The sequence below is a fragment of the Streptomyces malaysiensis subsp. malaysiensis genome (genome assembly GCF_040653035.1).
In the GTDB taxonomy this organism is placed as follows: Bacteria; Actinomycetota; Actinomycetes; order Streptomycetales; family Streptomycetaceae; genus Streptomyces; species Streptomyces malaysiensis.
In genome coordinates this window covers 64799-87425 of sequence record NZ_JBEZNG010000014.1, presented here as the reverse complement: position 1 = coordinate 87425, position 22627 = coordinate 64799, and the positions used below count along the sequence as shown (strand labels likewise).

20 protein-coding genes and 3 pseudogenes are annotated in these 22627 nt (G+C 68.8%); 8 read left to right on the top strand and 15 right to left on the bottom strand.

Going from position 1 to position 22627, the window contains the following annotated elements; all coding sequences use genetic code 11:
- Positions 1-26: 26 nt before the first annotated feature.
- The 3 genes from AB0E24_RS26200 to AB0E24_RS26190 form a co-directional block, all read right to left on the bottom strand.
- A complete protein-coding gene (locus AB0E24_RS26200; RefSeq protein ID WP_359380469.1) occupies positions 27-869 on the bottom strand; it encodes a fumarylacetoacetate hydrolase family protein in 843 nt (280 codons plus the stop codon).
- 111 nt (positions 870-980) lie between these two features.
- Positions 981-2015 (bottom strand): SMP-30/gluconolactonase/LRE family protein, encoded by a 1035-nt coding sequence (locus AB0E24_RS26195; protein ID WP_359380466.1) that lies wholly within the window; start codon positions 2013-2015, stop codon positions 981-983.
- Complete coding sequence (locus AB0E24_RS26190) at positions 2008-2787, bottom strand: SDR family NAD(P)-dependent oxidoreductase (RefSeq protein ID WP_359380462.1); 780 nt, start codon at positions 2785-2787, stop codon at positions 2008-2010. The genes AB0E24_RS26195 and AB0E24_RS26190 overlap by 8 nt, the downstream gene beginning before the upstream one ends.
- 113 nt (positions 2788-2900) lie before the next feature.
- On the opposite strand from AB0E24_RS26190, the gene AB0E24_RS26185 reads away from it, so the two are divergent.
- Positions 2901-3491, top strand: coding sequence for a TetR/AcrR family transcriptional regulator (locus AB0E24_RS26185; RefSeq protein ID WP_159033516.1), 591 nt, complete (start codon positions 2901-2903; stop codon positions 3489-3491).
- Here the strand turns inward: AB0E24_RS26185 and AB0E24_RS26180 are convergent.
- Together AB0E24_RS26180 and AB0E24_RS26175 are read right to left on the bottom strand one after the other, a co-directional pair.
- Positions 3463-3675: an aldehyde dehydrogenase family protein gene (locus tag AB0E24_RS26180; protein ID WP_359380676.1), complete on the bottom strand. Its 213-nt coding sequence runs from the start codon at positions 3673-3675 to the stop codon at positions 3463-3465. The genes AB0E24_RS26185 and AB0E24_RS26180 overlap by 29 nt on opposite strands.
- Before the next feature lie 84 nt (positions 3676-3759).
- A pseudogene (locus tag AB0E24_RS26175) lies at positions 3760-3850 on the bottom strand (aldehyde dehydrogenase family protein); the annotation flags it as partial.
- A 245-nt stretch (positions 3851-4095) separates the two neighbouring features.
- On the opposite strand from AB0E24_RS26175, the gene AB0E24_RS26170 reads away from it, so the two are divergent.
- A complete protein-coding gene (locus AB0E24_RS26170; protein ID WP_359380460.1) occupies positions 4096-4728 on the top strand; it encodes a cysteine hydrolase family protein in 633 nt (210 codons plus the stop codon).
- A 194-nt stretch (positions 4729-4922) separates the two neighbouring features.
- Positions 4923-5945 carry a carbon-nitrogen hydrolase family protein gene (locus AB0E24_RS26165; RefSeq protein WP_359380457.1) on the top strand — a complete coding sequence of 341 codons (1023 nt, stop codon included), beginning with the start codon at positions 4923-4925 and terminating at the stop codon, positions 5943-5945.
- Between the two features lie 28 nt (positions 5946-5973).
- Here AB0E24_RS26165 and AB0E24_RS26160 read toward each other — a convergent pair whose 3' ends face one another.
- Positions 5974-6888 (bottom strand): AraC family transcriptional regulator, encoded by a 915-nt coding sequence (locus tag AB0E24_RS26160; protein ID WP_359380454.1) that lies wholly within the window; start codon positions 6886-6888, stop codon positions 5974-5976.
- Positions 6889-7347: 459 nt separating this feature from the next.
- Here AB0E24_RS26160 and AB0E24_RS26155 point away from each other — a divergent pair, with 459 nt between their 5' ends.
- Complete coding sequence (locus tag AB0E24_RS26155) at positions 7348-8268, top strand: NADP-dependent oxidoreductase (RefSeq protein ID WP_359380452.1); 921 nt, start codon at positions 7348-7350, stop codon at positions 8266-8268.
- 159 nt (positions 8269-8427) lie between these two features.
- Here the strand turns inward: AB0E24_RS26155 and AB0E24_RS26150 are convergent, their stop codons facing one another.
- Positions 8428-8793 (bottom strand): MerR family transcriptional regulator, encoded by a 366-nt coding sequence (locus AB0E24_RS26150; RefSeq protein WP_351380641.1) that lies wholly within the window; start codon positions 8791-8793, stop codon positions 8428-8430.
- 146 nt (positions 8794-8939) lie between these two features.
- On the opposite strand from AB0E24_RS26150, the gene AB0E24_RS26145 reads away from it, so the two are divergent.
- The gene (locus tag AB0E24_RS26145) at positions 8940-9845 is read left to right on the top strand and encodes an NADP-dependent oxidoreductase (RefSeq protein ID WP_359380449.1); all 906 of its coding nucleotides are present in this window, start codon (positions 8940-8942) and stop codon (positions 9843-9845) included.
- 119 nt (positions 9846-9964) lie between these two features.
- Here the strand turns inward: AB0E24_RS26145 and AB0E24_RS26140 are convergent.
- Together AB0E24_RS26140 and AB0E24_RS26135 are read right to left on the bottom strand one after the other, a co-directional pair.
- Positions 9965-10321 (bottom strand): annotated as a pseudogene (locus AB0E24_RS26140) (SAM-dependent methyltransferase); the annotation flags it as partial.
- A 15-nt stretch (positions 10322-10336) separates the two neighbouring features.
- Positions 10337-14569: a CHAT domain-containing protein gene (locus tag AB0E24_RS26135; RefSeq protein WP_359380447.1), complete on the bottom strand. Its 4233-nt coding sequence runs from the start codon at positions 14567-14569 to the stop codon at positions 10337-10339.
- A 123-nt stretch (positions 14570-14692) separates the two neighbouring features.
- Here AB0E24_RS26135 and AB0E24_RS26130 point away from each other — a divergent pair, with 123 nt between their 5' ends.
- Both AB0E24_RS26130 and AB0E24_RS26125 read left to right on the top strand, forming a co-directional pair.
- The gene (locus AB0E24_RS26130; protein WP_359380445.1) at positions 14693-15055 is read left to right on the top strand and encodes a hypothetical protein; all 363 of its coding nucleotides are present in this window, start codon (positions 14693-14695) and stop codon (positions 15053-15055) included.
- 4 nt (positions 15056-15059) lie between these two features.
- Complete coding sequence (locus tag AB0E24_RS26125; protein ID WP_069868018.1) at positions 15060-15971, top strand: hypothetical protein; 912 nt, start codon at positions 15060-15062, stop codon at positions 15969-15971.
- A gap of 61 nt (positions 15972-16032) precedes the next feature.
- Here AB0E24_RS26125 and AB0E24_RS26120 read toward each other — a convergent pair whose 3' ends face one another.
- Entirely contained in the window at positions 16033-16500 is a 468-nt protein-coding gene (locus AB0E24_RS26120; protein ID WP_102935901.1) for an NUDIX hydrolase, read from the bottom strand.
- 250 nt (positions 16501-16750) lie between these two features.
- On the opposite strand from AB0E24_RS26120, the gene AB0E24_RS26115 reads away from it, so the two are divergent.
- A complete protein-coding gene (locus tag AB0E24_RS26115) occupies positions 16751-17575 on the top strand; it encodes a calcium-binding protein (protein WP_359380443.1) in 825 nt (274 codons plus the stop codon).
- A gap of 76 nt (positions 17576-17651) precedes the next feature.
- Here the strand turns inward: AB0E24_RS26115 and AB0E24_RS26110 are convergent.
- The 5 genes and pseudogenes from AB0E24_RS26110 to AB0E24_RS26090 all read right to left on the bottom strand — a co-directional run.
- A pseudogene (locus AB0E24_RS26110) lies at positions 17652-18536 on the bottom strand (HAD family hydrolase); the annotation flags it as partial.
- 38 nt (positions 18537-18574) lie between these two features.
- Positions 18575-19651, bottom strand: a complete 1077-nt coding sequence (locus tag AB0E24_RS26105; protein ID WP_359380440.1) for an ABC transporter ATP-binding protein — start codon at positions 19649-19651, stop codon at positions 18575-18577.
- 3 nt (positions 19652-19654) lie between these two features.
- Positions 19655-20467: an ABC transporter permease gene (locus tag AB0E24_RS26100; RefSeq protein ID WP_359380438.1), complete on the bottom strand. Its 813-nt coding sequence runs from the start codon at positions 20465-20467 to the stop codon at positions 19655-19657.
- Positions 20455-21351 (bottom strand): ABC transporter permease, encoded by an 897-nt coding sequence (locus AB0E24_RS26095; protein WP_102935904.1) that lies wholly within the window; start codon positions 21349-21351, stop codon positions 20455-20457. The genes AB0E24_RS26100 and AB0E24_RS26095 overlap by 13 nt, the downstream gene beginning before the upstream one ends.
- Positions 21348-22505 carry an ABC transporter substrate-binding protein gene (locus AB0E24_RS26090; protein WP_359380436.1) on the bottom strand — a complete coding sequence of 386 codons (1158 nt, stop codon included), beginning with the start codon at positions 22503-22505 and terminating at the stop codon, positions 21348-21350. The genes AB0E24_RS26095 and AB0E24_RS26090 overlap by 4 nt, the downstream gene beginning before the upstream one ends.
- Positions 22506-22627: the final 122 nt, after the last annotated feature.

Genomic DNA, 22627 nt, shown 5'->3' with positions numbered 1-22627 from the left:
TTCACCGGGCCGGAGGCAGGAGCCGCTCATTGTCGGGTCGTGCGGCTCAGCGGGATCAGCTCTTCCGCGGCGGTCACCTTCGCCCGGATGGACCCGAGCTGGGCGACCGTCAACTCGACCACATCGTCTTCGACCAGGTACGGATAGCGCTCGGACCCATGCACCCGCGCCAGTTCGATGATGCATCCCGTCCCGACCGTTCCAGCACCAATGACATCGCCCGCCACAAGGGTCGTGCCGCGCGACGCATAGGCGATGAGATCGGCGAACGACCAGTAGATCGACGACCAGTTGCCGCTGCTGTACTGCTTCCCGTTCACGCTCGCGCTCATCGGCAGGTCGAAGCCCCTGGCGACCGCGAAGGGCGCCAGTTCGTCCTTCGACACCAGGTAGGGGCCGAGGCTGGTCGCCGTGTCCTTCCCCTTCGCGGGTCCGATCTGAAAGCTCATCTCAGCCTCTTGGACGTCCCGGGCGCTCCAGTCCGACAGGATGGTGTAGCCGGCGATGTGGTTCTCGGCCTTGTCGGGACTGATGTTGCTCCCGGGCCGGCCGATCACCGCGGCGACCTCGAGCTCGTAGTCGAAGTCCGAGCTGCCGGGGGCTATACGGACGTCGTCGTTCGGTCCCTGTATCGCGGCGGGGTTGCTGAAGTAGAAGACGGGTTGCTGGTAGTACAGCGGGTGCGTCGGGACGCCGAGCGCTGCCATCGAGGTCACGTAGTGGTTCTCGAACGCCATGAAGTCCCGGACCGAGGGCGGTCGGGGGATCGGCGCCAGCAGACGGACGCCGTCGAGCTTGGCGACTTGGAACGGCTCCCGTATCGCTCGTTCGGCCGCAGCAGCCTGGCCGTCGTCGCCGTCGGCGATCACGTCGATGAGTGTCTCCGTGGGCGGGAGCGCATAGATCGTCCCGTCCCGGACGAGGCCCACGAGGGGTGACGCGGAACCTGGCTTCTGGAAGGTTGCCCAGCGCATGGTCGACTACCTGCCTGCCATCTCGGACCAGTGCACCAGCGGCAGCCCCGCGACTGGCGACCGGAAGTGCGGGAGGCGCGTCTGCCGCAGACTGCCGACGTAGACATCCCGCAGGTCGGGGCCGCCGAAGGTGACCGATGCGCACCAGGTCGCCACTGGACCGCCCATCGACAGCATGAGATCCATGTCGACCGTGCCCGCGCGGAAGCGGCGATCGAACCGCTCGATGTCCTCCGGAGTCGAGTCGTCGAAGAGGAGGCGCACGTCGCGTTCGGGTGTGATCGCGAAGATCCCGTCAGTGAAGATGTAGGTCCCCCAGAGGTTGCCGAAGCTGTCGAACGCGATCCCATCGATGAACCGACCGTGATCCTCAGGCCCATAGACCTCGCGGTCGGCGAGGCTTCCGTCCTCTTGGATGCGGAACCTCAGGATGTTCCGCCCGCAGGTCTGGGCGACGTAGATGTACTCCTCCGCGGCGTCGAGCTTGCACTCGTTGGCGAACCGCAGGCCGTCCGCGACGACGCGCAGCTTCCCATCCGTATAGACCAGGAGCTGCCCGTCTTCGACCTCCGGCGTCAGCTGGCGCCGCCAGTCATGTGCCTTCGTCGATACGGTGACCCACACGCGGTCCTGGCTGTCCCGGCAGACGAAGTTCACCTTGCCGATCGGGCCGCCATCGAGCGTCTCGAAGATCGGCGTGGTGCGACCATCGCGCGTCATGTGCTCCAGTCGATCCGTGCCGAAGTTGGAGACGAGGAAGTCACCCTCTCGGTCGAACGCGAGGCCATTGGGCAGGGTGCCGTCGACCAGCCGTGAGCCGGCGTCGTCTGTGGTGAGGCCGGCGAGCGCGGTGGATTGCGTGATCAGCCGCTGCGTGCCGTCAGCGGCGATCCGCATCACTCCTCCCCGTGCGTCCGCGGACCACAGCGTGCCGTCCGGCTCCGCGAGGATGCACTCGGGTCGCCGCAGATCCGTGCCTACATAGTCGAAGTCGTCCTGGGTGATCGAGAAGCCGTCCAGTGGGTTCGTCGGGTCAGTCAAAGTAGTACCCTCCATTGATGTCGAGGTGCGCCCCGGTGATGTAGGCCGCCTGTTCCGAGGCCAGCATGGTGACCATTGCGGCGAGTTCCTCTCGTTGGCCGAGGCGTCGCATCGCCGTCTGCCGAGCTACCTTGTCGGTGTTCCGCGTATCGTGATTGCCCAGCAGCATCGGGGTCTCGATCATGCCCGGATTGACACAGTTGACCGTGATCCCCGACGGGCCGGCGGTGAGGGCCATCGACCGTGCCATACCGCCCAGGGCGGCCTTGGATGCCGCGTAGTCGGCTCCTGCCCCGAAGCCGCCCATCTGCCCGGATACCGAGCCGATCAGTATCACCCGACCCCAGCCCTTCTTCGCCATGGAGGGAATCGCCGCCTGGGCGGCGAGAAACGATCCGCGCAGGTTCACGTTCAGGGTGCGGTCCCAGTCAGCCGGCGTGATCTCGCTCGCGCCCACCCCCTCCTCGGCAGCGAAGACGCCGCCGCGAGCGTTGCCGAAGATCCCTCCGGCGCAGACGAGGACGTCGACCCCGCCGAAGCGCGCCACGGTGTGAGCCACCGCGCCGGCGGGGCCATCCGGGTCGGCGAGATCGGCGACGACGGAGCTGAAGCGATCAGGATTCCCGGCCTCCAGACGCTGAATGCCGTTCTCGGTGATGTCGGTGCCGACGACGCGACAGCCCTCATCGGCGAGCGCCAGCGCGCAAGCCTGTCCGATGCCGCTCGATGCTCCGGTGACCAGCGCCACGCGATCGGAGAGTCCAAGGTCCACGTGTGTTCCTCCTCTTTGGGAACTCCACAATTAACGCAGGTCGACTTGCGTTAGACAGTACGGGGACCGCCGGTGAGCCGCAAGAGCGCGAGGCAGCGGGGTATTCTCGAGCCGTGACGGAAGCAAACGTTCGACGCCGAGTGAACGGCCGCTCCGCGCGAGTTCGCCGATCGGTGATCGAGTCCACGCTCGGGCTCCTCCGCGAAGGAGGGATCGATCAGGTCACCGTCGCCGAGGTGGCGTCCCGGGCAGGCGTGCACGAGACGTCCATCTATCGGCGGTGGGGAAGCCGCGAGCGGCTCCTGATCGACGCCATTCTCGACCTGAGTGAAGCCAATCTCTCGGTACCCGACTCCGGCTCGCTGCGCGAGGACCTGACCATCCTGGCAACTGAATTGTGCGGCTACATGTCCACCCCTCTGGGGCTGGCCGTCGCGCAACTGCTGTCATGGCCCGCCAAGGACCCGGCGGTCACAGAGATGCAAACCGAGATTTGGCGCGACCGCATCGCCTCAGCGGCCAAGGTTGTGGAACAGGCCATTGATCGCGGAGAAGCACCCCGGAACACGGATCCTCGATTCATCATCGAGCTACTCGTCGCTCCGATTCACTGGCGGGTCTTGGTGTTGAACGAACAGCTTGAGCCGGACTTGCCTGCCAAGCTGGCGCAGGCGGTCATGGATGGGGTCCAGCCACCTCGCTAGGGATTGGCCCCTGGACCCCGGCCCCGGCCGCGCGGTCGAGGAAGCCCCGGACGCGTGCGGCGTGCGCGGCGTGGACCAGGGGACCCATCTCGGTGCCGGGGTCGGCGGGAGCGCCCACACGCGGCGAGGAAACCGCCCGGACCTGTTCCTCCGCGACACAGTCGTGGAATTGGGCCGTGACGATGACGCGGGACGCGGCGCCGCAGTCGGAGCGCGGTCAACGGAGTCTGCTCGGACGGCTTGAGGACGACCGCGATGCCTGCGACCAGGGCCGGTCCGAGCTTGGTCACCATGGCCAGCAGGGGGTAATCCCACGGTGTGATCAGGCCCGCGACGCCGATCGGCTCACGGCGGACCATGGAGGTGTGGCCGGGCACGGGGCACCCGCCACCGACGCCCGCATCCACGCCCGCGCCTCCCGGCCAGACATCCTGCCCGGCTCGCTGAACCTGCTCGGTGTAGTCGATGCCGAGCTCGCGAGCGGCCTCGATGGCCCGCTTCTCCCGCTCGGCCCCGGTCAGCCACATGGCTCTCCAGAAGCCGGCGTGCGGCGCGGGGGGTGCTTAGCCTCGGCAAAGAGGCAGCCGACCGAAAGAAGTCCGCTATGGCGATGCCATCGTTTGAGCCGGGCCGGATGGGCCTGCTATTGATCGACACGGTCAACGAAGTGTTCTCGGAAAAAGGAAAGCTCTATCCGACGTTCAAAGACGAGTTCGACAGGATCGGCACATTCGAGAACCTCAAGCGGCTGCTGACCGGCGCCAGGCAGCACAAGCTGCCGGTGTTCTTCGCCCCGATGTCCTACACCGAGCACGATTACACCACGTGGAAGCACCTGTCCGGCATTCACCGGGAGATGTTCGACAACCGAGAATTCGCCGCGGGCAGCTGGAACGCCGATTTCCACCCGGAGCTCTCGCCCATCGATGGCGAGGTCGTGATCACCCCGCACAAGAACATCGACGTGCTCGCCAACACCGACCTCGGGGTCCAGCTGCGCCAGCACAACGTCGAGTACATCGCGATCGCCGGGATGATCGGCACGCACTGCGTGGAGTCGACCGCACGTAGCTGCATGGAACTTGGCTACCACGTGACCACCTTCACGGACGCCACCGCGGCGCTCGGCGGGCGCGCCGCCTACGACGTGATGGTCCAGCGCTACCCGACCATCTCCCACGCCACGTTGAGCGTCGATGAATACCTCAGCGCTGTAGGCGCGGCGCTGAAAAATTAAGCCCACCCCCAGTAATGCAAGGACCGAACGATTTTCAGTCCCTCGTCGAGTACCGAACATCTGAGGGGCTCTCCGCACTGTTTCACCGGCACAGCGCAGAGATCGCCTGATATCGGTGCGCAAGACGCCATAAGCGCGTGCCCGCTCATAGCTACCGTGAGTTGCCCCGTACCCGAAAGAACACGGAGGCAGTCATGAAGGAACTCGTGCGAGCGGCCGCCGTCCAGGCGGAGCCCGTCTGGTTCGACGCGTCTGGTACGACTGGGAAGACGATCGCGTTGATCGAGGAGGCGGCGCGAGGGGGCGCCGAGATCGTCGCCTTCCCCGAGGTCTGGATCCCCGGTTACCCGGCCTTCATGGTGTTTGCCGGCGAGGCCGAGTTGCCGCTGGTGGCGGAATACCGGGCCAATGCCGTCTCGATCGACGGACCTGAGCTCGGCGCGATCCGTCACGCGGCGGCCGAGAACCACATCATGGTGGGGCTGGGGTTCGCCGAACGCGCCGGCCGTTCTCTCTACATGTCCCAGGCGGTGATCTCGAACACCGGCGAATTGCGGATCGCGCGACGGAAGCTCAAGCCGACCCACCGCGAACGGGCGCTGTACGGCCAGGGCGACGGCAGCGATTTGCAGGTCATCGACACCCCCCTCGGCCGCGTCGGCGCGCTGATGTGCTGGGAGCACCTCCAGCCATTCAACAAGATGGCGATGATCGCCGAGGGCGAGCAGATCCACATCTCATCATGGCCGATGCTCGACTTCTTCGGCGCAGGCATGATGTCGAGCGAAGCAATCACCACAGTCAACCGCGCCTACGCCATGGAATCCGGCACCTTCGTACTCATGGCCTCTCAGACCATCTCCGCGGCCGGCCGGGCCGCGATGAGCCGCCACGGCGTGGAACTCCCCGAATTCCAGGGAGGCGGTGCGGCATGCATCATCGCGCCGGACACGACGGTTCTCACCGAACAGCTCGCGTCGGACGCGGAGGGCATCGTCTACGCAGACCTGTCCATGAGGCTGCTTGAGATCTCGAACTACCTGACGGACCCTGCCGGTCATTACAGCCGCCCCGACGTGTACCGCTTCACGATCGATCGCACCCGGCGCCGCTCCGTGGAGTACCTGGACGATGCCCTGGCGCAATCGAACGAACGGACATCCGCGGCTCCCGCCGGGGAGGACGACCCGGCCGTGGCGACCGCACCGGTCGCCTGATCCGCTTCTCTTAGGCAAGGCCCTCCGCTCAGGCTGAGCGGAGGGCAAGGTGCTGGCGTCGCCAGGCACTCGGGGTGACGTGGTGCGCCCTTTTGAATGCGCGGACGAACGTCGAGAAGTCACCGAAGCCGCACTCGGCGGCGATCGTGCTCAACAACAGGTCGGTCTGTTCGATCAGCTGCCGGGCACGGCGTAGCCGAGCCGAACGGATACGCTCGGCCGGGGTCGCCCCAATGCTGGCGAAGGTGCTGTGGACAAGGCGAGTCGAGACGCTGAAATGGCCTGCCAGCGCCGACACGTCGAGCCCCGGATCGGAGCAATGCCGATCGATATGGTGCTGCATCCGCCCAAGCAGCGCCGAGTGACTTGGGGCGCTTCCCTCGGCGCCTGACCTCAGCAGGGACGCCAGCAGGTCGAGAAGCGTACCCGTGACCGCAGCTTGACCGTTCCAGTCCAACCGCGACACTTCCTCGCGAGCCGATTCGAGGAGCGCTACGCACACACGCAGCAGCGGCTCCCCCATGAGTGGCCGGACGACGAAGCGTCGCAGTTCCGAGTCGCTCACGGGCAGGAGCTCCCGGGGCATCTGAACCAGGTAGCCGTCGTTGCCGTTGGAGAACTCGAACCCGGCGGGGCGGTCCGTGGTGTAGACGGTCGCGGACAGTCCGTCCAGTCGGCAGTCGCGATCACCTTGTGATACTCGGCCCGCACCCGCGATGTTGAGTTGGAAGATCGCGAAGCCGTCGTCGCTGGATGTGATATCGCGTGCCGTACGCCGAATGGCCGACGCTGCCGCCGAGGCCCTCGTGATCCGCACGTCGTCGCCCAGATCCCGACGATCGACCGAGGCGTGGAAGCCGCTCGCGATGCGCCGCACACCCAGCGGAACGATCTCCGTAGTGATCGCAGCCGCCCACTCCTCCGCGGACCGGATCTCAATCATCGAGCGCGCGGCCTCCCTGACGAGGCGTCCGACTCGTCAGTCACAGATCCTCCGACGTGGCGCTGGGGAAAAGCCAGCATGGTCAACATGGGTTGAGATGGTTTCGGAGTCTACTACTTGCCTTCGTTACCTCGGAGTTACGCCAACAGCTGTGGGCGCCATGGTGAGGGGAGGGCGCGAGAGCGTGTGTGACCGGGCAACCGGCGTCACGTAAATGGCCCACTGGAAGTGAGCACAAGTGGCCCACGCCTTTGGGCCGCTTTCCTTCTAGGGTTCAAGGCGTGACCACAACAGCGCCTGCCAGCCGTCCTCGGTCCGCCGCTGTGTGCGGTGGCGGACCGGGGCGAACGGCGCTGGGATTGGTCAGGGCGGCCGGTCGGCCTCCCGCCGGGCCGATGCCCGCGCCCACCAGGCGCGATGGCCGCTCCCTGAGCGTCCCCCTACTCAGAGGAACTCCTCATGCAAGCCATCACCGTCCAGGACCGCGACGCCGGTGTCAGCGGCCTGACCCTCTCCGAGCTGCCCCACCCGCACGCCGCCGAGAACGACGTGATCGTGGAGGTCCACGCCGCCGGATTCACCCCGGGCGAGCTGGACTGGCCCGGCACCTGGACCGACCGGGCCGGTCGTGACCGGACCCCGAGCGTGCCCGGTCACGAGCTGTCCGGCGTGGTCACCGAGCTCGGCTACGGCACCACCGGCCTGACGGTCGGGCAGCGCGTGTTCGGCCTGGCCGACTGGACCCGCAACGGCTCACTGGCCCAATACACGGCCGTCGAGGCCCGCAATCTCGCCCCACTCCCGGCCGATGTCGACCACCTCACGGCCGCAGCGCTGCCGATCTCCGGGCTCACCGCCTGGCAGGCCCTCTTCGACCACGCCCACCTGATCACCGGCCAGAGCGTGCTCATCCACGGCGCCGCGGGCGGCGTCGGCTCCATCGCCGTACAGCTGGCCCGCGAGGCCGGCGCCCGGGTGATCGGCACCGGCCGGGCCGACGACCGCGACACCGCCCTCGGCCTGGGCGTGGACACCTTTGTCGACCTCCAGGCCGAGGAACTGGCGGACATCGGCGAGGTCGACGTGGTGCTCGACGTGATCGGCGGCGAAATCCTCGAACGCTCCACCGCACTGGTCCGCCCCGGCGGCACCCTGGTCACCATCGCCGAACCGGTCACCGTCCACCCCCGCGACGGGCGAGCCGTCTTCTTCGTCGTCGAACCCGACCGGACCCGCCTGACCGACCTCGCCCAGCGGCTGCGGGACGGCCGCCTCAAGCCGATCGTCGGCGCCGTCCGACCGCTCGCCGAGACGGCCTCCGCGTTCACACCCGACAAGCGCACCCCCGGCAAGACGATCATCCACATCACCGAAGACTGACCGAGAAAGCCCCCGTGTCCCGTATGACCAACGGCCAGGTCGAGGAGCGCGCCTTGGCCCACCTGCACCGGTTCCGCCGCCCGCATATCCCTGGAGATACGTGAGGACATCCACGAAGCCTCCTGCCGACGGCGTCCGAAATCGGCGCGGCAGTCATCTTCACCGCATGTGAGAGCAGTCGGAGCCAGGGTTCCGCGTGATGGCGATCACGTCGTCGAGCCGGTCGCGCACAGCGAGCAGGTCGGTGATCCGCTCGTCGATGCGGACACGCTCGGCCACCAGCTGCTCCAGGAGTGCCGGGGACGCTTCACCCGAGTCCACGCACGGCAGCACCTGGCGGACCACTCTGCTCGACAGGCCCGCGGCATACAGCTGCTGGATCAGCCGGACCCGGCTGACGGCGGTGTCGGGGTAATGCCGCTGACCGCCGGGGCTGCGGCGCGCCTGGAGCAGATCCTGTTCCTCGTAGTAGCGCAGCGCCCGGACGCTCACTCCCGCCTTGTCGGCCACCTCACCGATGCGCACCGGTCCTCCTCTGCCCGGGCGGTCCGCCCGACTTGCACCTGACGCCAACGTCAGCTTTTAGCGTAGTGGGCGTCGGCGTTGGCCGAGCATTCACCTCACTGATCTTACGAACGGCCGGTTCAGGCCGCGTGGAAAGGCAGAACGTCATGCGCGCAGTCCGCTATCACCAGTACGGCGGTGTGGAGACCCTCGTGGTCGAGCAGGTGCCGGATCCGCACCCCGGGCCCGGCGAGATCCGCATCCGCGTCGCGGCGGCCGGCGTCAATCCCGTCGACTGGAAGGTGCGTTCCGGCGCGGCGCGCGAGGTGCTCCCCGTGGGCCTGCCCGCGATTCCCGGACGTGATGCCGTCGGCGTGGTCGACGCGATCGGTGCGGGCGTGCAGGGGGTGAGCACCGGCGACCGGGTCTTCGGGCTCGGCGGCGTCACGGGCGCGACAGCGGAGCTGGCCGTGCTCTCGGCCTGGGCCCACGCGCCCGCCACATGGAGCGACGAGGAGGCCGCCGGCGCCGCTCTGGCATCCGTGACCGCGATGGGCGGGCTGAAGGCGCTCGGTCCACTGCGGGGGCGCACCCTGCTCATCGAGGGCGCCGCCGGAGGCGTGGGCAGTGCCGCGGTCGAGATCGCGGTGGCTCAGGGCGCCACCGTGATCGGGACGGCCAGCGAGCGCAACCACGAGTTCCTCGCCTCCCTCGGAGCCATTCCCACCACCTACGGCACCGGTCTCGCCGAGCGCCTCGCCACCCTGGCTCCGGGCGGTGTCGACATCGCGCTCGACACCGCGGCCTCCGGCTCCCTGGCCGACCTGGTCGCGATCGTGGGCGACCCCACCCGCGTATCGACCATCGCCGACCACGCCAACGCGCAGCGCCTGGGTGTGCATCTGGCCAACGCGGAGAACGACTCCACGCTCCTCGCCGAGGCGGGTGAACTCGGCCGGCAAGGCCGCTACACACCGCGCATCGAGCGGACCTACTCGCTCGAACAGACCGCACAAGCGCACGCCGACGCCGAGCGCGGACACACGCGGGGAAAGATCGTGGTCCGCATCTGAGCCTGCCCCCCGTGCAGGGCTCCCCCTGCGGCTTCGGCCGCAGGAGGCGACGTGGATCTCAACCATGAAAACGTGCGGGTCCGGGCAGCACACTGCCCGGACCCGCACGCATCGGACCCTCAGCGGCCCATGAGCGCGAAGACCCCCCAGCCGAGGTATTCACGCTGGTACCGCGTGTAGCGGGCGGGACCGGTGGTCAGCTCGGCCCGTACCTCGGCGGCCAGCTCGTCGTTGCCGGCGGCGAGGCAGGCATTGGCGGTTTCCTGGTCCGGCACTTCCCGACGCCAGTACGGCTCCCCGATCAGCATCAGACCGCCCGGGCGGAGACTGCTGACCAGCAACTCGACCGTGCCGGCCACGCCGCCACCGATCCAGGTGGCACCGACACACGCGGCGAGATCGACCAGCTCATGGGAGACATAGCCGCAGGCGTCGCCGTGGACGAAGGTGACCTGGTCGGCGACGCTGAAGCCCGCAACGGGCCTCACTGGTCACGGTCCACTGTGGATCATCGAGGCCCACAGGTCCGGGCGATCCGGGAAGCGAGCGCGCAACTCCTTCGTGACGCGATGGAGCGTGACCGCGGCGGCGTCGGCGTTGGGGGCGTCGGGCAGGCGCTGATAGAACCGGTGTGCCGCCGTGGCGGCGAACTCATCGGCCAGTGGCCATAGGCTGGCCACGACGTGGCGGTATCCGGCCAGGTGGAAGGCCGTGGCCAGGTGGATGGACTCCTCCGCGTGCTTGATGTCGTGGTTCGCCGTGGAGCAGGCGGAGAGGTAGGCCAGTTCGGCGTTGGTGGGGCGCAGGCGGTTGATGTCCGCGATGGTCAGGGTGCCGTCGTGCAGCCGTAGGCCGGTGTTGGACGGAGTGGCCTGGTCCACGGTCGCGTGGCACGCGAAGTGCGCCCAGGTGGCAGCGGGTAGGGCCGCCGCCACGCGGGCGGTGGTCGCGTCGTCGTTGGTCAGCAGTGGGGTGTGCGGGTGCTGGGTGTGCAGGTCCATGGCCTCCGCGACGGTTCCGGGCAGGTCGGGCAGACCTGGTGCGCGCGCGATGGCCACGCTGAGCTGGTGCCGTGTGGTTGCCGGTTCCCGGGTTCGGGCATGGGCGAGCGCCCGCAGTGTCGGAGTGTAGGAGGACACGACCTTGTCGAGCGCTCCGGGATGCCCCAGGTGCCCTGCCGCATGCAGCGGGAACAGTCCGAGCAGACCGACGGGCAGCCACCACAGCCGGTCTCCGGTGTCATGTGCGGCCAGCACGGGTTCGACGATCGTGTCCCACAACCAGCTCGCGGTCTCGGCGAAGACTCGCTGCCGACGCAGCGGGCCCGCGAGCCGCGTGGTGTCGTAGGCGGCGCCGATCACCTCCGAACCGTGCAGCAGCGTGTCGTCGAGGGTGAGGTCGGGCAGCGGCACGAGCACCGGATCGGAGTCGGCGGTGACGACGATCGCGTCCGCGCGGACGCTGCCGACATTGACCATGACTACCGCGCCACCGGACGCCGCCGCGCGGAGGTCCGCGAACCTCGGTGGACGCAGGAACCGGGTGAAGCGCGGATCCTCGCGGATCTCGGCGAGCAGATTGTCGTGTTCGGCCCACAGTCGCCTGCGTTCCTCGACGCGATCGACGGACTCCGCCGCCTGGCCGTCCGGGGCGTCGAGTTGGTCACGGACATCGCGCAGGCGTGCCGCCAGCTCAGGACGGGCCGATTGGAGGTCGCTGAGTTCGCTGCGCGCGTCCAGGTGGTTGGCCAGCAGGATCCCGCGTCCGAGTTCGGCTACTTCCAGTGCGCCGCGGGGATCGCCGAGCGCACAGTGGGCGGCGATCGCGTCCCAGACCAGGCCGATGTGTTCGCCGAGTCGGTGTTCTCCGTCTGTCTGTCCGGCCTCGCGCGGCACGACCAGCGGCAGCATCGCGACCGCGCGGTCCAGCAGTTCGACAGCGGTGTGATGGTCACCCATCACATGGGCCAGCGAGCCGATGGTGCGCCCGGCCCAGATGCGGTCCGTCGGCGGGGCCGCCGTCGTCCTGGCCACCTGGTCGCTGAGCTGTCGCAGCGTCCGTGGGTCGAGTGCTCGCTGGTCGATGTCGAACCGCAACCGGTGGCACCGGCCGAGGTTGTGGAGTGTTCGCGCGAGGCCCGGGTGCCCCTCCGGAGTGGTGGCGATGGCCTCGTTGATGGTCTCGACGGCGCGATCCAGGTCGTAGGTCTCGCCTGACCGTTCGAACCGCATCTGGTATGCGGAGCCCAGGTTCGACAGCGCTCCGCGCCGGATCGGATGGTGCGGCGGGGTGGTGGCCACGGCCTGCCCCAGCAGGTGGATGCACCGGTCCAGGTCGGCCGTCCGGCGGTGGGCGATGCATCGCCCCAAATGGGCGAAGCCGAGATTGGTCAACAGCAACGGCCGTTCCGGATCATCGGCCGCAGTGTCGGCGAGCGCTGATTCCAGCACGTCAACGGCATGATCCAGGTCCGCGTCGGTCTGTCTGCGCCGGTAGCGGTCGAGGTAGGCCAAGCCGAGATTCGACTGGAACAGCGGCCGACCGGAGAGGCCGTCGGCGGTCGCGACCGCCTCGCTCAGTGCGTCGATCGCCTGGTCGAGGTCTGCGGTGGCCCCGCTGTGCTCATAGCGCTTGCGGTGCGCGATACCGGTGATGGACAGCCGGCTCGGACGCTCCGGTGCGTTGCCGGGCGTGATCGTGACGGCGCGGCGGCCCACGTCGATACAGCGGTCGAGATCGTCGCTGTCACCGGCGATCTCGTATCGGAGAAAGTACGCCGTGGCCAGGTCGTACAGCCAGCGTGACGTGGAAGGGTCCTGGGGCGGGGTCGCGGCCACCGCCAGGTCGTACTGGTGGATTGCCTGGTCGAGGTCGGCGACCGCACCGTTGTGCCGGCCGCGCAGGAAACAGACCCGGCCGAGGTGCGCCAGTGTCGTCGGCCGGGCCGGGTCGTGCGGCGACATGACCGTCAGCGCCTGGCTGACCAGGTCGAACGCTCTGTGGAGGTCGGCGACGGCTCCGGACCGTTCGAACCGGGCCCGATGAGCGCTGCCGAGGTTCGCCACCCGCCCCGGTAGCCCTGGATCGTCGGCCGCGGTGATCGTCACCGCATTGGTCAGGGTGGTGATCGCCTGTTCCAGGTCCGTGGCGACCTTGCCCCACTCGTACCGCATGAGATAGCCGTCGCCCAAGGTGGTCAGGTGCGTGGCTCGGGCCGGGTCCTCGGGGCCGGTCGCGGCGACGACCTGCGCGCTGATCGCGATGAGGTGGTCGAGGTCCTGCGCGTCCCGGCGTAGCACATGGCGTTCCAGGTAGCACTGCGCGAGGTTCGACAGGCGCGCCGTGCGGCTCGAATCGTCGGCCGGAGTCGCGGACACGACGTGATCCAGCAGTTCCATCGCGCGGTCGAGGTCGGTGGCAGTTCCACTGCGCCGATATCGCTCAGCGTGTGCCGCACCGAGGTTGCCGAGAATCGCCTGCCGTTCCGGATGCGTGTCAGTGGTGGTTTCGGCGAGCGCGGCGATCGTCTCGATCGCGGTGTTCAACGGCGTCGGATCGGAGGTGCGCATGGCGTCGGCGAGCAGCGCGAAAGCGGCCGAGGTGTCCGGCCCGCGCTCGTCCCGTTCGGTGGTCTTCGGGGCGCTGTCGCCGACATATGCGCTGCCACCGACATATGCTTCCCGCCGCGCGGCGTCGAGTACGGCGAGGTACCGCGTTCGTTCCGGATGATTCGCCGGAGCCGCTGCCACTGCCTGCTCGGCCGCGGCGATCGCACGCTCACGGTCCTCGGGTGAACCGGTGTGCGCATGGCGAGCCCGGTAGTCGCTGCTGAGGTTCGCGAACAGCGCGGCACGCTGCGGATGGTCGGCGGGTGTGGCCACGAGTGCCTGTTCAAGCAGCTCAGCGGCCCGGTCGACGTCAGCGACCGTCTTGGTCCGCTCGAACCGGGCGGTGTAGGCATGGCCGAGGTTGGACAGAAACCTCGGCTGGTCGACGTCGTCGGCCGAGGCGGCTGCCACCGACGCCTCGCCCAGCTCGATGGCCCGGTCCCCGTGCTCGGCCAGCCCGCTTCTCCGGTACCACGCCCCGTACGCGAGACTCAGATCCGACAGGCATCTCGCCCGCTCGGGATGGTCCGGAGGGATGGCCGCGACCGCGGGCTCACCCACATCTATCGCCCGCATCACGTCGTCGAACTGCCCGGTGAGCGAGTGCCGGACCTGGAAGGCGATGCCGAGATCGGACAGCATGGTCGCCCGCTCGACGCGATCGTGCGCCGTGTCCGCGATGAAGAGCATGAGGATGTCGATGGTCGCGTTGAGCAGGGCGAGATCGCCCGTCTCCGAGGCGCGGGTCAGAAAGCTCCCGGCGAGGCCCGCACGGGTCTCGACAACCGCGGTGGGGCCAATGAGAGTTCGCATGCGTTCGGGAACCAGGTCCGGATCCTCGGCCACCGAGCTGAGGAAGAACGCCGCCTTCGCGAGGTCGACAAGAGCAGCGTCTCCCGGTGACACGTTGAACCGGTGGTAGTGCAGCCAGCCGATCGCACGGCACGCCTGGTCGAAGAACTGCCGCTCCTCAGGCATGAACTCGCCGACGGGATCTGGCCGAATTCCTTCGGCCAGCAGCTCAGCGTCGGCGACCGCGTCATCCCCCAGGATCCGCGACGGGTCGCCGGATCGCTCGTAGTCGAGAAGACGTTGCCGGACCTGACGAAACGCCACGTCGAGCGGCCTTTCGGGCTGTTCTCGCGGTTCCGGCCGCCGTCGAAATGCCCTACGCACAAGAACAACATGCCACCTCACACCTACACATAGCTAGTGGCTCGCGGCTAGGCTCTTCAGATCATGGAGCATGGTCCCCCCGATACCGCTGAACGGCTCGCACTGGCGGCATTGTGCGACGAGTTGCGCGAACTCCGGCGGGAGTGCGCTGTCCAGACCGAGGAGAAGCGGCTCCTCCTGTCCCGAATCGAGGCCGAGGCTCGCGAGCGCCGCCCGATCCTGGCCCTGCTGGATCAACTGCTCGGCACCAGCGGAGCCGACACGGTTCGGGGATTGAGCAGCGGCCTGCCGGGAGCGGGCTCCGGACGAACCGACGAGGAGACGTTCGCCTGTCCTGACGGCGCCTGCGACCGGGTCGTCCACGCCGTACCGGCAGGCCCGATACCGCGATGCGAGCTCACCGGTCTGCCATTGATCTCCCGTTGACGACATGGGCAACTTCTTCGGTGAACTGGCCAAGAAGCTGGCAGAGCGCTGGGTCGGACTGCTCGCTGTGCCCGGTCTCTTGTTCGTCTCCTGCGCCTGGGCAGGTCTACAACTCGGCTGGAGGTACGCCCTCGACCTGCGCCTGCTCGCCTCGAAGGCATCCACGCTCGGCGCCTCCCTGAACAAGGCGTCCGGTCCGGCTCAGATCCTCGCCATCGTCGCATTGCTGCTCGCCGCCGCAGGCGTCGGACTGATCGTGCAGGCACTCACGGCGCCGCTCCGCGCGTGGTGGCTCGGCCAGTGGCCGACGGGATTGCGGTGGGCGGCGCGGTGGCGGACCCGAGCACGCGCGGGCCGATGGGTCAGGCTGGTCGAGCACCGGCAGCAACTCCAGCGGCGGTACCCGCTGCCCGACCGAACTCCCGAGCAGCAGCACGACGTCGACACCATCGCGCACCGGATCAACCGGCTGTCCCCGGCGAAGCCCGCCCGACCCACATGGATGGGCGATCGCATCGCCGCCGTCGAGCAGATCAGCCTTGACAGGTACGGGCTCGACCTCCGATTCGGCTGGCCACGCCTCTGGCTGGTGCTGCCGGAGCACATCCGGGCCGAACTCACCACGGCCAACGGTCAGTTCGCCACCACCATCGTCACCGGGGCATGGGCTCTGCCCTACCTCGTACTCGGCACGCTGTGGTGGCCGGCTCTGCTGATCGCATTGGTCACGGGCCTCAGCGCATGGACACGAGCCCGGACCGCGATTGCCGAGCTCACCGACCTGAGCGAATCGGCGGTCGACCTCCATGGCCGCACCCTCGCCGTGGCGCTCGGCACCGCACCTGCTGACAGCACCGGCTCCCTCACCCCCGCCGAGGGTCAGCAGATCACCCGCCAAGTGCGCAAAGGCAGGTGATCGGGCGGCTCCGGCCCCGCCTCGCCGCCCGCGGGCCGACCAGTCTGATGTTGGTAGCGCCTCAGTGCTGGATCAGGCCGCCGACAGGGACGGCAGCGACGTGACCGGTCGCTGGAAGCGTCTGTGCCAGCGTGAGGCCGATATCGACCAGCGATGACCGGCGCAGAAAAGCCACGTCGGGAATCGGAGTCCACACCGACTCGGCGATCTCTCCGTTCGGCTCAGGCCGGAGCCGGCCGCCAGTGATACGGACCCGGTAGAAGATGCCGACATTCTGGTGCTCGACTCCCGCACGCGCGCAGGCCGCGGGAATCAGCCGTGAGTCCACTCCCAGCAGGCGATCCACCACCGCCGCGCATCCGGTCTCCTCCGCCACTTCCCGGATCACCGCATCGAACGGATCCTCTCCCTGCTCGACCCTGCCGCCCGGAAGAGTCCAGTTACTCCCGCCCTCCGGCGGTACGTGGCGGGCGAGCAGCACCCGCCCGTCCTCGATACACACGGCATACGCCGCCAACCGGAAGCTCATCCCCGCACCTCCTCGCCGGACCCTATCCGACTCCCAAGGTCCGCGTGGCCGCATAATCACCCGGCTCACTGAGTGCCGACCATCGCAGCGGCGACCCCGCGAGGGGAATTTCCGGTGTCGTACAGCTGAACGCGAAATGTGACTTCGAAAAGATCGGTGAAGGGGGTACGGAAGTGGCACAACCCAGCGCGGATTTTCCACGTCGAAACGGGTGATCGGAAATCAGATCCACTCCCCACGGAGGTTTTTCGTGTCCACCCTTGGCCCCTCCCACCGCGTACGCCCGGCCGGCGTCGCCGCCTTACTGGCCGTCGCGGCGAGCACCGGACTCTTCGCCTGGAACGCCCAGGCCGCCACCGCGCCCGCGTCGGCCTCCCCGGTGTCGTCGGCCGCCTCGCCGGCCACCGTGACCGTCACCGACGGACGGATGACCTACACGGCGGCCGACGGCCAGACCAACAAGCTCACCATCAAGCGGGTCAGCGAGACCGACACCACGCTGACCTTCGCCGTCGACGACGTTGTCGAGATCACCGCCGGCGCCGACTGCAACCACCCCACCGCCACCGACCTGACATATGTGACCTGCACCGTGCCCGTCCCCGACCCGGACCACGGCGGCGACCAGGGCAACGTCGAACTCGGCGACGGCAATGACAGCGTCAAGATCTCCGGCGGCGATGTGAACGTCTACGGCGGGGCCGGGGACGACACCATCATCGGCGCTTCCGTCGCGGTGGGCGGTGACGGCGACGACACCATCAGCCACGCCACGAACGCCAACGGCAACGCCGGCGACGACACCATCACCGACTCGTTCGCGGTGTGGGCCGGAGACGGCGACGACACCGTCATCGGCGATGACGTGGCCAACGAGATCTACGGCGGCCCCGGCAACGACTACCTCGACGGCGCCGGCAACGACGACTCGATCGACGGCCAAGAGGGCGACGACACCATCAAGGGCGGACCGGGCAACGACTACCTCTTCGGCGGCCCCGGCCAGGACGACATCGACGGCGGCCCCGGCGACAACGTCATCGACCAGGACGGATCCATGCCCGAGGGATTCTGAGGAAACCTCGAGAGACCACAAGAGATCTCAAAAGCCTGAACAATAAGACGGCCCGGGTCGACGACCCGGGCCGTTCCACCGCCGAACGGGCGACGGACCTCGCCCTCACCCCCGCACAGACCATCCGCCGGCCGGTGGCCTCGCGGTGCTCGGCGGACGGGAGCCCGTCGAGGGCGGCCTCGTAGGGCCCGTACGGCGTGCAGTGCGGGCGGGCGGGCGGTCCAGCCGTCGACCTCCCGACCCGGTGCTATCCGGATCCGGGCGCCCGCCGCTCCGTAGAAGCCGACGTCGGGGTCGCCGAGGCGGACCACGACGGAACCATGGCGCGTAGCCGTTCCGGCGTGACCTCCTCCAGGCTGGCCAGCACCGTGCGTCCGGGCGCTTGATCGATGGGCGCGAGGGAGGGCACGGCGAGCACCGCGCACCCCGCCGCCTCCGCGGAGCTGACGCCGGTGGGAGTGTCCTCCACGGCCACGCAGCGGACGGGGTCGGCGCCGAGGGCGCGGCAGGCGGTGAGGTAGGGGTCAGGAGCGGGCTTGGTGCGCTCGGTGTCGTCGGCAGTGACGGAGACCACGAACCGGTCGGCGCCCAGGACGGCCAGGACAATGTCGGCGACGGCCCGGGATGAGGCGGTGACCAGGGCGGTGGGGACACCGTCGCGGGCGAGGGCGTCGAGGAGGTCGAGCGCACCCGGTCGCGGCACGATGCCGGTAAGCACCCGGTGGGTGAACTCCCGGTGCAGCGCGTCGGCCACGTCCGCGGCCGGCCGGCTCGTGGCCGCGCCCAGCCACCCGGCGGTGTGCTCGACCGGGCGGCCGAGCACCTCCGGCCGGTCGGGCACGGTCAGGGGTCTGCCGAGACCCGCGGCGACCTGCTCCACCGCCTCCCACCACAGCCGCTCGGTGTCGACGAGCGTGCCATCCATGTCGAACAGGACGGCCTGGAGCGGGAGTCGAGTCACGGTGGTCTCTTTCAGATCGGGGAATTCGCGGGGGAGCTTCAGCGCGCGCGTTCGGCCACCAGCACCGGCCGCCCGGGCAGTGACACCCGTACGGCGGTCCCGGTGGCCAGTGCGGCGGCCTCGTGGGTGGACAAGTCGGCCTTGATCTCCACGCCGTCGGCCATCCGTACGGTGAGGCGGGTGGTCGCGCCGAGGAACGCGGTGGCGACCACGCGGGCGTCGCCCTGTCCTTCCGCCGCGACGTGGACGGCTTCGGGCCGCACCAGCACGTCCACCTCCGGCGTCGCGGGCACCTCGCCGTCGGCCGGCAGCCGCTGCCCGAGCACCTCGACGGTCGTACCGTCCAGGTGTCCGGGAATCCGGCTCATGGTGCCGACGAACTCGGCGACGAAGGCGGTGGCGGGCCGTCCGTACAACTCGGACGGGGGTGCGCACTGTTCGAGCCGTCCGGCGCGCATGACCGCGACGCGGTCGGCCATGGACAGTGCCTCTTCCTGGTCGTGGGTGACGAACAGGGTGGTGATGCCGAGTTCCCGTTGCAGTCGGCGGATCTCCTCGCGCAGGGTCAGGCGCACCTTGGCGTCCAGCGCCGACAGCGGCTCGTCGAGCAGCAGGACGCGCGGGCGCAGGGCGAGCGCGCGGGCGAGGGCCACGCGCTGCTGCTGGCCGCCGGAGAGCTGGTGCGGGAACCGCTCGCCCTTGTCCCCGAGGCCGACCAGCTCCAGCAACTCCGCTGCTCGCGCCCGCCGTTCGGCCGTACGCACCTTGCGCATGCGCAGCCCGAAGGCCACGTTGTCGACGGCGCTGAGGTGCGGGAAGAGGCTGTAGGACTGGAAGACCATCCCGGCGTCGCGGCGATGGGCCGGAACACCGGTGACGTCCTGGCCATCGACCAGCACCTCGCCGGCGTCGGGGTGTTCGAAGCCGGCGAGCAGGCGCAGGGCGGTGGTCTTGCCGCAGCCGGACGGACCGAGCAGGGCGAGCAGTTCGCCCGGTCGCACGGTCAAGTCGAGCCCGTCGAGGGCGACGGTCTTCCCGAACTCACGGCGCAGGCGCCGGAATTCGACGGTGGCCGCCTTCTCGGCAACTGCCTTGTCAGGTGTGGTGGCGGTCATGGTTCATCCCCGGGAAGCGGTACGGGAGCGCCCGCCGAAACCGGCGAGTGCGAGGAGAAGTGCCCAGGTGACGAGCAGACTGAGCACGGAGACGGCGACGGAGAGCTGGGCCTGGGAGCCGCTGACGGTCACGATCCACACCGCGAAGGGCTGGAAGCCGAGCAGCTGGGCGACGGTGAACTCGCCGAGTACCAGTGCCAGTGTGAGGAAGGAGGTGTTGAGCAGTGCCCCGCGCAGGTTGGGCAGTACGGCCCGGACGAGTGCCTGCGGCCAGCTGGCGCCGCAGCTGCGGGCGGCCTCGACGAGGGTGGGCACGTCGATGGCGCGCAGTCCGGCGTCCAGCGCCCGGTATGCGAAGGGCAGCGCCATCACCACGTACGCGAGGACGAGCACGAACGGGAAGCTCGGGTTCTGGATCGCCACGAAGGTCTGGAACAGCGGGGTACGCGAGAGGTGTTCGGGTCCCCACTTCAGCACCGTGCCCATCCCGGCCGCCAGCGCGATCGGCGGGACGACCAGCGGCAGTGAGCACACCACGTCGACGACCGGCCGCAGCTTCGGCGCACCGAGCCGGAGCGCGACCATGGCGGGCACCATCAGCAACAGGACGGCGGCGATGGTGGCGGCGGCCAGCTCCAGCGACAGCAGCAGGCTGGAGAGGAAACCGTCGGCGGAGAGGATGTGGGTGTAGGCGTCGAAGGTGACCCCCTGGCCGGGTACGTCCACCGTGAAGACCGCGGACGCGGCGAGCGGCACCAGGAAGTACAGCCCGGCGCAGGCCAACACGCACCAGCGCCATGGATTCAGGCGAGCCATCGCGCACTCCGTCGTTGCAGAGGCAGGTACATGGCCATGACCAGGCCCGCGACCAGGACCATGTCGAGGCTGAGGGCGAGCGCCACGTTCTCCTGGCCGACCAGCACATTGCCGGAGATGGCGTCGGCGATCTGAAGGGTGACCAGCGGCACCGAACTGCCCACCATGGCCGCGGCGGTGGCGTACGCGGCGAAGGCGCTGCCGAACAGCAGCACCAGCCCGCCGAGCAGCGAGGGCGCCAGCACGGGGAGGGCGACGTGCCGCCAGTACTGGAGGGTGGTGGCGCCGTTGTTGCGGGCGGCCTCGCGCCAGTGGGAGCGCAGTCCCTCCAGGGCGGGGGTGATGGTGAGGACCATCAGAGGAATCAGGAAGTACAGGTAGACGATGATCAGTCCCCAGAAGCTGTAGAGGTCCCACCCGTGCTCCGCCAGCCCCAGGTGCCGGGTCAGAACGCCCGAGTTGCCGAGCGTGGCGACGAAGGCGAAGGCCAGCGGGACACCGCCGAAGTTGGCGAGCACCCCGGAAGCGGTGAGCACCGCCTCGCGCAGCGCCCGGAAGCGCGAGGTCACCACGGCCTGGGCGAGCGACAGCCCGAGAACGGCGGCGATGGCGGCGGAGACGGCGGACAGCTTGACGCTGCCGAGCAGGGCCGTCAGGTACGCGCCGTGCAGCGAGGTCGTCAAGTTGGACAGGCTGTAGGAGGTGGCGCCGGTGGTCTGGGCCTTGACGGTGAAGGCGCCGTTGAACATGGCCAGGGCGGGCAGTCCGAAGGCGAGTGCCGTGAACACCAGCAGCGGCAGCACGGCGAGCCATCCGGGGGCGCGGCGCCGCCGCTTCATCGAAGCGACGGGCACCGCACCGGCCTTGGGAAGGGCGGCGGTCATCCGGAGACGGCCTTCGCCCAGCCCTGCGCGAGCACCTTCTTGGCCTTGCTCTGCTGGGCCTCGGTCGGGAATTCGGGGGTGCCGGACACCTCCGGCAGCTTGGCCGCGGCGGTCGTGTCGAGCGTGCCGGCCTTGTCCATGGCGGTCATCATGGCCGGGCGGGCGTAGCCCTTGAGCCACAGGTTCTGGCCCTCGGTGCTGTAGAGGTACTCCTGCCACAGGCGGGCGGCCGCCGGGTGCGGGGCGTCCTTGTTGATGGCCTGTGAGTAGTACTGGGAGAACTTGCCGTCGCCCGGTACGGCGACCTTCCAGTCCACCCCCTTGGACTTGAACTCCTCGGCGTACCCGGCGTTCAGGTAGTCCCAGTCGATGCTGATCGGCGTCTCGCCCTTCTCGACGGTGGCCGGAGTCGACTCGACAGGTGTGTAGTTGCCGTTCTTCTTGAGCTTCGCGAAGAAGTCCAGGCCGGGCTGGATGTCGTCGAACGAGCCCCCGCCGGCGAGCGCGGCCGCGTACACACCGCCGAAGGCCGAACCCGACTTGGTGGGGTTGCCGTTGAGCGCCACCCGACCCTTGTACTCCGGCTTGAGCAGGTCCGCGAAGGTGGTCGGGCAGGTCTTGACCCGCTTCGCGTCGCAGCCGATGGAGATGTAGCCGCCGTAGTCGTTGTACCAGCGGGCCTGCGCGTCCTTCTGCCCCTCGGGGATGTCGGCGAAGTCGGCCACCTTGTACGGCGCGAGCAGCCCTTGCTGGGCGGCGCTGAGAGCGAAGGAGCTGCCCAGGTCGAGGACGTCCGGGGCGCGGTTCTGGCCCTTGCGGGAGGTGACGGCGTTGATCTCGTCCTGACTGGAGCCGTCCGGGTTCTCGACCTTGATCTTGATGCCGTACTTCTTCTGGAAGCCGTCGATGAGGGCGCCGTAGTTGGCCCAGTCACGGGGCAGCGCGATGGCCTGAAGCGTGCCCTCCTTCTTCGCCGCCTTCACCAGCGCGTCCATGCCGCCGAAATCGGCGGCGGAGGTGGCGGTGGCGGCACTCTTGCCATCGGCGGTGCTCGACGCGTTGTCGGGTGCGGCGCCGCAGGCGCTCAGGGCGAACGCGGCGACGACGGCGAGGGAGCCGCTGAGGACGGCTGTTCTCGGCAGGGACACGGTCACGGTCACTCCAGGGGGACGCACGAGGGTTCAAGGAGATGAAACGGAGAACTTGTCTGAACAAGTTGGCCTCAGTAAGGCCGTCTCGGATGTCGTCCCCGTAAACACTGGCGAAACCCTTCCCC